This is a genomic window from Enterobacter sp. PGRG2 (assembly GCF_030291195.1).
GTDB lineage: Bacteria > Pseudomonadota > Gammaproteobacteria > Enterobacterales > Enterobacteriaceae > Enterobacter_D.
In genome coordinates this window covers 2,240,192-2,250,464 of record NZ_CP127837.1, presented here as the reverse complement: position 1 = coordinate 2,250,464, position 10,273 = coordinate 2,240,192, and the positions used below count along the sequence as shown (strand labels likewise).

General features: G+C 60.4%; 10 protein-coding genes and 1 other RNA gene. 4 read left to right on the top strand and 7 right to left on the bottom strand.

Features of this window, described 5'->3' with window-relative positions:
• Window positions 1-692, top strand: a 692-nt coding sequence (locus QRD42_RS09760) for an EAL domain-containing protein (RefSeq protein WP_321986982.1), incomplete at its 5' end; no start/stop codon positions are given.
• 39 nt (window positions 693-731) lie between these two features.
• On the opposite strand, the gene QRD42_RS09755 is transcribed toward QRD42_RS09760, so the two are convergent.
• From QRD42_RS09755 to QRD42_RS09745, 3 genes are all read right to left on the bottom strand, one after another.
• The gene (locus QRD42_RS09755) at window positions 732-3,809 is read right to left on the bottom strand and encodes a beta-galactosidase (RefSeq protein ID WP_321986981.1); all 3,078 of its coding nucleotides are present in this window, start codon (window positions 3,807-3,809) and stop codon (window positions 732-734) included.
• A 108-nt stretch (window positions 3,810-3,917) separates the two neighbouring features.
• Complete coding sequence (locus QRD42_RS09750) at window positions 3,918-5,000, bottom strand: LacI family DNA-binding transcriptional regulator (protein WP_321986980.1); 1,083 nt, start codon at window positions 4,998-5,000, stop codon at window positions 3,918-3,920.
• 75 nt (window positions 5,001-5,075) lie between these two features.
• Complete coding sequence (locus QRD42_RS09745) at window positions 5,076-5,690, bottom strand: YczE/YyaS/YitT family protein (protein WP_321986979.1); 615 nt, start codon at window positions 5,688-5,690, stop codon at window positions 5,076-5,078.
• Between the two features lie 88 nt (window positions 5,691-5,778).
• On the opposite strand from QRD42_RS09745, the gene QRD42_RS09740 reads away from it, so the two are divergent.
• A complete protein-coding gene (locus QRD42_RS09740; protein WP_321986978.1) occupies window positions 5,779-7,206 on the top strand; it encodes a PLP-dependent aminotransferase family protein in 1,428 nt (475 codons plus the stop codon).
• A 137-nt stretch (window positions 7,207-7,343) separates the two neighbouring features.
• On the opposite strand, the gene QRD42_RS09735 is transcribed toward QRD42_RS09740, so the two are convergent.
• The 3 genes from QRD42_RS09735 to ffs form a co-directional block, all read right to left on the bottom strand.
• On the bottom strand, window positions 7,344-7,559 hold the full coding sequence (locus QRD42_RS09735) for a hypothetical protein (protein WP_072567566.1): 216 nt from the start codon (window positions 7,557-7,559) through the stop codon (window positions 7,344-7,346).
• The gene (locus tag QRD42_RS09730) at window positions 7,556-7,807 is read right to left on the bottom strand and encodes a hypothetical protein (RefSeq protein WP_318363248.1); all 252 of its coding nucleotides are present in this window, start codon (window positions 7,805-7,807) and stop codon (window positions 7,556-7,558) included. Before QRD42_RS09730 ends, QRD42_RS09735 begins: the two co-directional genes overlap by 4 nt.
• A gap of 204 nt (window positions 7,808-8,011) precedes the next feature.
• An RNA gene (gene ffs / locus QRD42_RS09725) (signal recognition particle sRNA small type) lies at window positions 8,012-8,108 on the bottom strand.
• Window positions 8,109-8,272: 164 nt separating this feature from the next.
• On the opposite strand from ffs, the gene QRD42_RS09720 reads away from it, so the two are divergent.
• Window positions 8,273-8,587 carry an MGMT family protein gene (locus QRD42_RS09720; RefSeq protein ID WP_072567564.1) on the top strand — a complete coding sequence of 105 codons (315 nt, stop codon included), beginning with the start codon at window positions 8,273-8,275 and terminating at the stop codon, window positions 8,585-8,587.
• 42 nt (window positions 8,588-8,629) lie between these two features.
• On the opposite strand, the gene QRD42_RS09715 is transcribed toward QRD42_RS09720, so the two are convergent.
• Window positions 8,630-9,199 (bottom strand): YbaY family lipoprotein, encoded by a 570-nt coding sequence (locus tag QRD42_RS09715; protein ID WP_072567563.1) that lies wholly within the window; start codon window positions 9,197-9,199, stop codon window positions 8,630-8,632.
• A gap of 219 nt (window positions 9,200-9,418) precedes the next feature.
• On the opposite strand from QRD42_RS09715, the gene tesB reads away from it, so the two are divergent.
• A partial coding sequence (gene tesB / locus QRD42_RS09710; RefSeq protein WP_321986977.1) for an acyl-CoA thioesterase II occupies window positions 9,419-10,273 on the top strand: 855 nt, incomplete at its 3' end.

Below are 10,273 nucleotides of genomic sequence, written 5' to 3'. Positions count from 1 at the left end.
CGCTCAGTAATGGCAGGATCGTCGGCGCAGAAGCCCTTGCCCGCTGGCCGCAAGTGGATGGCACCTTTCTCACGCCCGATGTGTTTATTCCGCTGGCGGAGAAAACCGGCCTGATGCCGCGCCTGACGCAGCTCATTATCGAAACGGTGTTTGAGGATTTGGGCAAATGGCTGCAACAGCATCCGGAAATACATATTTCTGTGAATCTGGATCCGGGCGATCTGACCTCCGAAACCCTGCCCGTGCTGCTGCGTGAACAGCTGGCGCGCTGGCAGCTCTCCCCCGCTCAGATTGCTCTTGAGCTTACCGAGCGCGGTTTTGCCGATCCGGAGATCAGCGCCCCGGCCATCGACGCGCTGCGCAAGGCAGGACACGCCATTTACATCGACGACTTTGGCACCGGCTATTCCAGCCTCAGCTATCTGCAAAACCTGAACGTCGATATTCTCAAGATCGACAAATCCTTTGTCGATGCGCTGGAGTATAAAAACGTCACGCCACAAATTATTGAGATGGCGAAAGCGCTGGATCTGGCGATGGTGGCGGAAGGCATTGAAACCGACAGCCAGCAGGCGTGGCTGCGGGAGCACGGCGTGCAGTATGGTCAGGGTTGGCTGTACAGCAAGGCGCTGCCGAAAGCGGCCTTTATTCTGTGGGCCGAAGCGAATCTGCGCACTGCTAAGCGCGATTAAATCAACGCGGGCAGTCTTGCTGCCCGCGTCAATCGGGGGTTAGCGGCGTTGCTGCCAGCTAAAGCGATAGTGCACGCGATCCTGCGCCAGAATAAACTCCGGCGACACGCTCGGACTCCAGGAATCATCCCCGCCCACGCCCATATGGAAGGCATCCAGATGCAGCCAGCAACCCGGCTCCTCGCGCAGCAGGTGGTGGTGCGTGGTCGCCTGTAACTGCGCCTGACCGTAACGGCTGAGGGCAAAGTGGAAGCGTCCGTTCAGCTGATGCGCGCCGTAGCGCAATTCGCGGGTATCGCAGCGCAGGCCGTTATCACCGGGGAAAATGTACGGCGTATGCAGCGCCGCCAGCGGCAGCGTCCAGCGCCCCTGGCGTGCCGCCAGTTTACGGTCCGGATAGTTTTCATGCGGCCCCAGCCCCGTCCAGCTCACCGAGGGCTCCACATCCGCCAGCTGACAGGTGATGCCAATACGCGCTGGCGGCGGCGCGTCGGTCGCCACTGCAACATCAACCTCGCCGTGCAGCACGCCGTGGCTGTCGATGCGCCAGCGCTTGTGGCTGATAAACAGCACTTTCCCGCCAGCCTCCCAGCAGTGGCGCGTTTCGATACAGACCTCGGCGGCGGTGCGTTCCGCAGCGCAGTGCAGCAGGCGCGGCGTCATGGCGTACATTCCCGCCGCCTTCCAGCGCTCCACCCAGGCATTGGGATCGATACGCGTCACTTCGCTGACGCCGATATCGTTATCCAGCGGCGCGCGGGTGAACTGATCGCGCACCGGCGTAAGCAGCGTTGGCGTCTCCCCCTGCCACCACTGCGTCAGCTCGCCGCTTAAGCGGGAGAACTGCCAGCGCTGCGTCTGATGGGTGATCACATAATCTTCATCGCTGATGGCGAGCGCAGGCGCGGTGCCGCTCACCACTGGCGGCGCCACAAACAGCGGTGCCGGTAAGCGCCACTGATCCCAGGCGCAGAGATGATCTGCCGGTGACCAGTCCGTCGCCTCGCGCTGATAAATATCTACGTTCAGCCAGACTTCCCCCGGCGCGGCGCTCAGCGCGGGCGCGTCAAGGGTAACGCGCTGTGTGCCTTCAGGGGCAATGTCCAGCGCCAGCTCGCCGGTCGCCAGCACGTCGCCATCGCGGGCAATCGACCAGCGCAGCACTTCATTATTCGCCGTGCGGAACAGGTACTCGCTGGTGATATCGATGACCAGCGGTGAGGTGCTCTCCAGCCGGAACCGGAAGAACTGCTGGGCGCGCTGGGCTTCATATAGCGCCGGATGCGGCGTGCGATCCGGGAACACCAGGCCGTTCATGCAGAACTGGCGATCGTTTGGCGTGTCGCCAAAATCGCCGCCGTAGGCCCAGAAGCGCTCGCCGTTGTCGCCGGTTTTGGTCAGCGCCTGATCCACCCAGTCCCAGACAAAACCGCCCTGTAAACGGGGATAGTCGCGGAACGCCTGCCAGTATTTGGCGAAACCGCCGAAGCTGTTGCCCATGGCATGGGCGTACTCGCATAAAATCAGCGGGCGCTGCTCATCCGGCATACTCAGCCACTTTTTGATCGACCATTTCGGCACCGCCGGGAACGGCTGATCCTGATCTACGCGGGCATACATCGGACAGATAATATCGGTGGCCGCCGTATTGGCTCCGCCGCCTTCATACTGCACCGGGCGGGTCGGATCGCTGCTTTTCACCCAGCGATAGAGCGCATCGTGACTGGCGCCATGCCCGGACTCATTGCCCAGCGACCAGATGATGATCGACGGATGGTTGCGATCCCGCTGCACCATGCGCGTCACGCGCTCGCTCATCGCCGGGAACCAGCGCGGATCGTCAGACAGGCGGCGCATCGGCACCATGCCGTGGGTTTCGATGTTGGCTTCGTCCACCACGTACAGGCCGTAGCGATCGCACAGGCGATACCACAGGGGATGGTTCGGATAGTGGGAGCAGCGCACGGCATTAAAGTTATGCTGCTTCATCAGTTCGATGTCCTGGCGCATGGTCGCTTCATCAATCGCCTGACCGCGCTCCGGGTGATGCTCATGGCGGTTCACGCCGCGCAGCAGCAGCGGTTTACCGTTCAGCTTCAGCAGGCCGTTGCTGATCTCCACGTTGCGGAAGCCCACGTCGCAGGCTTCCGTCTCCAGCAGTTTGCCGTTGCCGTCCAGCAGCGACACCACCAGCCGGTAGAGCGCCGGATCTTCCGCGCTCCACAGGCGTGGTTTATCCACCGGCATGCTGACGCTGAGTTTTTCCGCCCAGGCGCCGCGTTCATCAATAATCTCGCTGCCCGGCCCCTGGCTGGCCTGCGCGATAGCCTCATCGCCGTGCCACAGCGTCAGGGCCACCTGGCAATCCGCATACTCCCCCGCCAGTTCAACATCCACCACCAGCTGCGCATGGGTAAAATCGGCGTTGAGATGGGTGGCGACCTGATAATCGGCGATATGGGTCGCCGGTTTATGCAGCAGCACCACGTCGCGGAAAATCCCGCTCATGCGCCACATATCCTGATCTTCCAGATAGCTGCCGTCGCTCCAGCGCAGCACCATCACCGCCAGCCGGTTAGCGCCGGGTTTAAGACAGGCGCTGAGATCGAATTCCGCCGGCAGGCGGCTGTCCTGGGAATAGCCGACCCATTCGCCGTTGCACCACAGGTAAAATGCCGAATTAACGCCTTCAAAAATAATCCGCGTCTGTCCGGCTGCCAGCCAGCCCTCGTCCATCTCAAATGTGAGCGAGTAACAACCCGTCGGGTTCCCGGCCGGGACAACAGGCGGCGTCACCGGGATGGGATAGGTCACGTTGGTATAAATCGGCGTGTCGAAGCCCTGCATCTGCCAGTTGGACGGCACCGGCATGGCGACGGCATCGTCAAGCTCCTGTGTCAGCCACTGTTCCGGCACCGCTTCCGGCGCGGGGAAAAGACGAAATTGCCAGTCGCCGTTTAACAGACGGCGGGACGGCGATGCCGCCTCGCGGGCCGCGTCTTTGGCGTTACGCCAGCTGTTCATCGGCGCATGGGCGGGCAGACGGTGCCACTGGGTGACGACCGGGTTTTCCCAGTCGCGGCGGGCTATCAGGGTGGACAAAGCAGATGCAGACATAGTGACCTCTGAATTTTGCGAAGCGCTCACAATTATCAGTACCATGCCTGTTTCTTCACGGCGGGTAAAGGATCGGATCCGCCAGAAGCGGCGTCGATCACAAAAGCGTTAACGCCTCTCCAGCCGCGCCGCCAGCACCGCCAGTTCATTCAGCCGCTGCGCCAGCGTTTGGCCGTCGATTGCCTGCCCGCCGGGTGCGGCGGTAGAGCCGCGTACCACCAGCGTGACCGGGCAGCGGGTCTGGCTCAGCTCACTGCGGCCTGCGGCTTCCCCGCCCAGCAGCCAGTCGACGCTGCGCTCACCCGCCTCTTTAAAAGCCTGACGCACGGTGGTCAAGGGCGGAGAAAACCAGGCGCTGTCGGCGGTATCGTCATAGCCCACCAGCGACAGCTGCTCCGGCACGCGAATGCCCTTTTCTGCACAGGCGCGGATCGCCCCCAGCGCCATCTGATCGTTCGCCACGAGGATCGCTTCGGTGTGCGGCGCGCTGGCCAGTAGCAAATGGGTTTTCTCATAGCCGGAGGCGGCGCTCCAGTCACCATGAGCGCGGGCGACCGGGGCAAGGCCGGCCTCATCCAGCGCCGCCAGCCAGCCCGCAAAACGTGCGCGGGCCGACACCGAGCTTTCCGGACCGCCCAGCAGCGCAATATGCCGGTGGCCGAGAGAAAGCAGTTGCGCCGCGCCCAGGCCTGCGCCCTGCGCCGCGTCGAACACCAGACTGTCGACCGCCGCCGTCGGGCTGACGTCCAGAAACAGCACCGGCGTTGGTCGTGCCTGCGCCGCCAGCGCCTGCGCATCCTCGTCATCCAGCGGGATATTCACCAGCAGGCCGTCCACGCGTTGCGACAATAACTCCTGTAGCGCCCCCTGACAGGCCGCCAGATCGTGACGTTCCACCATGGAAATCAGCGTGCCGCAGCCCGCCTGCCCGGCGCGGGTTTTCACCGCCGAGGCGATTTGCGACGGCGCATGCAGCGCCAGATCGGTGGTGATCAGCCCCAGCGTGCGGGTGCGTTTGCCCGCCAGCTGCTGCGCGCCGCGGTTGGGAATGTAGTGCAGTTCCGCCATTGCCCGCTGCACTTTTTCGCGCGTGCGGGCGGAAACATGCTCCGCCTGATTAATCACGCGGGAGACGGTCTGGTAGGAGACGCCCGCGAGGCGGGCCACATCGTACAGGGTTATCGGTTTCATCACTCACACCGCAACGGTCAGAATGGCGTGAGTGTACCTCAATCTAAAGCATGATGTTGTGAGCGCTTCGCCCGTTTAAACAACCGGGGTTTGCGGCAGCGGAACCTCTACCGGTTGCGGGCGCGGACGAAACCACGGCAGACAGAGCTGGATCAGCGGGCCGATGGTCAGGGCGTACAGCACGGTGCCGACGCCAAAGGTGCCGCCCATCGCCCAGCCCAGCAGCAGAACGGTGATTTCAATCGCCGTGCGCACTGAGCGTACCGACCAGCCGGTGCGGGCATTGATGCCGGTCATCAGACCGTCGCGCGGGCCGGAACCAAAGCCTGCGCCAATGTACATACCGGTCGCCAGCGCGTTAACCACAATAGCCGCCACCAGCAGGACGCTGCGCGCGACCAGCGATTCCAGCGGCGGCATCAGCGCCAGCGCCGCATCGGCAGCCAGACCAATGACAATCACATTGCTGATGGTGCCCAGTCCCGGACGCTGACGCAGCGGGATCCACAGCAGCAGCACCAGCGCGCCGGTGGCAATCATCACCACGCCGATATCCAGCGACAATAGCTTACCGACGCCGAGGTGGAAGACATTCCACGGATCGGCCCCCAGATTAGCGCGCACAAACATCGCGGTGGAAACGCCATAAAAACTCAGACCGATATACAACTGGATCAAACGCCGAACCATCTCTCACCCCGAAAACTGCGAAACAGAATGACATCATGGCCCTGGCTGGCATTATGATTAATGACCAGTTTTCAAAAAGTGGACCGCTATGTCACCTCGTCGCACCGGAAGTCAGTCCCTGGTACGCCTGCTCGGCCAGTGGCAACAATCCGCCTCCCGTACGCCCTTATGGCGGCAGCTGGCGCAGGCCCTGCGTTTGCTTATTCTTGATGGCCGACTGGCGCTGGATACGCGTCTGCCCGGCGAGCGGGAGTTAGCCAGCGCGCTGGGCATCAGCCGCACAACCACCGCCAGCGCTCTGGCGCAGCTACGGGAGGAAGGCTATTTGCTGAGCCGCCACGGCAGCGGCTCAGTGGTGCTCCTGCCGGAAAGCAAACGCGTGGTGCCGACCCGCATGGCGCAGCCGACCGCGCTTGATCTTTCTGCCGCTTCGCTGCCCGCCGGGCCGGAGATCCACCAGGCTTATCAACACGCGTTGACGGCGATGCCGCCGCTGCTGTCCGGCACCGGCTACGACCAGCAGGGTTTACCGGCGCTGCGGGAAGCCATCGCCCGGCGTTACGTGGCGCGGGGGCTGCCGACACGCCCCGACGAGGTGATGATCGTCAACGGCGCGGTCAGCGGCCTGGCGCTGATCCTGCGGCTGCTGACCGGGCCGGGGGATCGTGTGGTGGTGGATCACCCCACCTATCCGCTGGCGATTGCCGCCATCGAAGGGGCGTCCTGCCGTCCGGTGGGCGTGGCGTTACCCTCTCAGGGCTGGGATGTGGACGGCCTCGCCGCCACTATCGCCCAGACCTCGCCGCGCATCGCTTATCTGATGCCGGATTTCCACAATCCCACCGGCCGCTGTATGGATGCGCCGACGCGGGAAAAAGTCGCCCGCCTGGCAGCGCGCACGCGCACCACGCTGGTGGTGGATGAAACCATGGTCGATCTGTGGATGGACGCGCCGCCGCCTCCCCCGCTGGCCGCCTTTGATACCGCCGCGCCGATCATTACCCTTGGCTCCGCCAGCAAAAGTTTCTGGGGCGGGCTGCGGGTGGGCTGGATCCGCGCCCCGGCGCGTACCATAGCCGCGCTGGTACAAATGCGCGAAACCCTGGATTTAGGCTCGCCGCTGCTGGAACAGCTGGCGACCCGCTGGCTTGTTGAAAACGGCGAGCGTTTTTTACCGGCGCGACGGCAGATGCTGATGGCGCACCGGGATGACTGCGCGGCGCTGTTGCAGGAATTCTTCCCCCGCTGGCAGTGGACGACGCCGCAGGGCGGATTATCGTTCTGGGTGGAACTGCCCGATGCGCTGGCGACGCTGTTTGCCACCCACGCGGAAAGTACCGGTATCAGTCTGGGAACGGGAACGCGTTTCGGTTTACAGGGGGCTTTTGATCGCTTTTTACGGATGCCGTTTTCACAGCCGGATGAAGTTTTGCGCGAGGCCTTTATGACGCTGCAACCGATCTGGGCGTCTCTGGTCAGTCAGCCGATGATGTTACGGCAGCGGAAAGTGATCTGAGAAAATAGCGACGAGCCGAACGGCTCGTCGTAATCATCATCCATAATGAACATGAGATGGTTGTGTGACGTTGTATTTTCGGACAGGTTCTCATATTCGGATGTTATTTCGATGACGCCTGCATGACAACATAATGACTATTGTCGCGGGATAGGAAATCCCTTAATCGAAATAATAAAATGCTCGCCATCTTTTTTGATTCTGGCACCAGCATCACACCAGTCAGAGGCTATGCGAAAAAATTCATCGGTGCCGACATTCCAGTTCAGGCGTACGGTTTTCACATGGCCGGATCGCAATAACTGACAGGCTTCGCCGTAGCTGGTCGCGGTCTTCTGGAGATGTTGTTTCATTTTTTCTTCTTCAGAATTTTTCTCAGGGCTTTGATTTCTTTGGAAGTTAATGGTGAAGCGTTATCTTCTTCGGTGTGCTGACTGTCGATCTCTTCTTCTGAAACGCTGGTTTCTTCGTCCGATTCCAGTGCCAGCAGTAAGAGCTTCTCAGTGGCCGTGCTCAGGTTTTCGTTATTGGCTTCTGCGTAATGGCGAAGTTTCTCTTTGACTGCCTCGTCAATTTTAACATTTAAAACTGCACTAACCATGATTATCCCTTACCCATTGAATTACCCACGATTAATCTGCCATGCATTTATGACACTATAATGACAATAACATTTCATTTACATGACAGCGCAATAATATGCTGAGGGGTATCACATAACGCAGCGGGAAATTCAGGTGCGGCTAATAAGAGGGATTGACGAGGCGAAACACAGCGAGTTATGCGGGGCACAAATGGGTGGGGGCCCTGCCAGCTACATCCCGGCACACACGTCATCTGCTCTGGCTGCTTCCTTCCGGATCTGACCTGGTAAACAGAGTAGCGTTGCGGGAGAACCAACAGGGCCCCCATTGAGAGCGTTGTTAACCAACGCGCAGGCGCATTATCCCTGTACACCCCGGCAATTGCAAGCGCGCGCCTGTCGTATGCTGGTTTATTGCGCAGCCCCCTCTTCACAGTGTCCGGCTGGCTGTTTATCCTGAAGAATCAATACTCAGGAGATACTATGGATCCGCAGGACTCTTTTCCCCAGCGCGTATGGCAGATAGTTGCCTCCATTCCCGAAGGATTTGTCACCACCTATGGCGATGTGGCGCGTCTTGCCGGATCGCCCAGAGCCGCGCGCCAGGTGGGCGGCGTACTGAAGCGCTTACCGGAAGGTACGACGCTGCCCTGGTATCGGGTGGTCAATCGTCATGGGGCTATTTCCCTCAGCGGGCCGGATCTGCAACGACAGCGACAGGCGTTGCTGGCGGAAGGGGTTCAGGTATCAGGAGACGGGCAGATTGATTTACAGCGCTATCGGTGGGTGTACTCATAAAACCGCTGACCCGGCAGCAAAGGCCGCCGGGCAGTAAAACTATTACATCTGGGTCGGCGCTGGCGTAGAAGCCGAAGGCACCACCTGCGTCGGGGACGTAGAAGGTACCGTGGTGGTTGCGCCACCGCTCTGCTGCAACGGGATCGCCGTCTGCTGCACCGGCACCAGGTTCAGGTCGATTTTAGTCCCGCCCTGGTTAACCGCCGGTTTCACCGTATCGGTGACAAACACCAGTTTATCGTTCACGGTGATGGCCGCACTCAACAGAATGCGCGCGTTCGGCTGGATGTCAGCCGGGTTAAACGGCAGCACAAAGCTGAACGGCGCCTGTTTACCCTCGGTACGCACCGCTTTCTGCGCGATCACTTTCGACGGCGCATCGGCCTGCGAAGCGTCGGCCAGGGTCACGGTCAGCACCGCATCCGGCGGCAGCGCCACTTTCTGGCGGATCCACACAGAACCGGAGACATTAGGCTGCGCAATAGTCGATTGGGTAGCGTTAATAGACGTATTTGGATTTGGTGCAGGTGTCGGAATATCCGCGCTCTTATCCGCGCAGGCAGCCAGCGAAACAGCGACCGCAACACCACTTAACATGTGCACGAGTTTCATTGAGTTCTCCTTATCTTCAATGCACCAGAAGGATTTATTCCTGCCAGAATCAGTGGTTAACACTTAGATAACGGGAATAAGTGTGGCACATATCACTCATTTCTGCCTGGAAATGGCCGGTTATTCAGATTTTTGCACCCATCGGACCACTGACGATCCTGCGTTATACTTAGACCGAACCCTCCGGTCTGGCGGATTTTATTTTTATTGAGGAAACATATGAGTCAAGCGTTGAACAATCTGCTGGCATTATTAAATCTGGAAAAAATCGAAGAGGGCCTGTTTCGCGGACAAAGCGAAGATTTAGGGCTTCGTCAGGTATTTGGCGGGCAGGTTGTCGGGCAGGCGCTGTATGCCGCCAAAGAAACCGTGCCGGTTGAACGCCTGGTGCACTCCTTTCACAGCTATTTCCTGCGCCCCGGCGACAGTGAAAAACCCATTGTTTACGACGTGGAAGTGCTGCGCGATGGCAACAGCTTCAGTGCGCGTCGCGTTGCGGCTATCCAGAACGGTAAGCCGATTTTCTATATGACCGCCTCCTTCCAGGCACCGGAGCCGGGCTATGAGCATCAGAAAACCATGCCTGACGCTCCCTCACCGGATACGCTGAAATCAGAAACCGACATTGCCCGCTCGCTGGCGCACCTGCTGCCGCCGCAGGCTAAAGAGAAGTTTCTCAGCGACAAGCCGCTGGAGATCCGCCCGGTAGAGTTCCACAATCCGTTGAAAGGCCATGTCGCCGAACCCACCCGTCAGGTGTGGATCCGCGCGAACGGTAACGTGCCGGACGATCCGCGCGTGCATCAGTCGCTGCTGGGTTACGCCTCTGATTTCAACTTCCTGCCGGTGGCGTTACAGCCGCACGGCGTCGGTTTTCTTGAGCGCGGGATGCAGGTCGCGACCATCGACCATTCCATGTGGTTCCACCGTCCGTTCAATATTAACGAGTGGCTGCTGTACAGCGTGGAGAGCACCTCGGCGTCCAGCGCGCGCGGCTTTGTCCGCGGTGAGATCTATACCCAGGATGGCGTGCTGGTAGCGTCGACCGTGCAGGAAGGGGTAATGCGTAATCGC

Bases quoted from the DNA above. Each gene is read 5' to 3' on its own strand.
- QRD42_RS09755 (WP_321986981.1), bottom strand. From the start codon at position 3,809: ATGTCTGCATCTGCTTTGTCCACCCTGATAGCCCGCCGCGACTGGGAA.
- QRD42_RS09750 (WP_321986980.1), bottom strand. From the start codon at position 5,000: ATGAAACCGATAACCCTGTACGATGTGGCCCGCCTCGCGGGCGTCTCC.
- QRD42_RS09745 (WP_321986979.1), bottom strand. From the start codon at position 5,690: ATGGTTCGGCGTTTGATCCAGTTGTATATCGGTCTGAGTTTTTATGGC.
- QRD42_RS09740 (WP_321986978.1), top strand. From the start codon at position 5,779: ATGTCACCTCGTCGCACCGGAAGTCAGTCCCTGGTACGCCTGCTCGGC.
- QRD42_RS09735 (WP_072567566.1), bottom strand. From the start codon at position 7,559: ATGAAACAACATCTCCAGAAGACCGCGACCAGCTACGGCGAAGCCTGT.
- QRD42_RS09730 (WP_318363248.1), bottom strand. From the start codon at position 7,807: ATGGTTAGTGCAGTTTTAAATGTTAAAATTGACGAGGCAGTCAAAGAG.
- QRD42_RS09720 (WP_072567564.1), top strand. From the start codon at position 8,273: ATGGATCCGCAGGACTCTTTTCCCCAGCGCGTATGGCAGATAGTTGCC.
- QRD42_RS09715 (WP_072567563.1), bottom strand. From the start codon at position 9,199: ATGAAACTCGTGCACATGTTAAGTGGTGTTGCGGTCGCTGTTTCGCTG.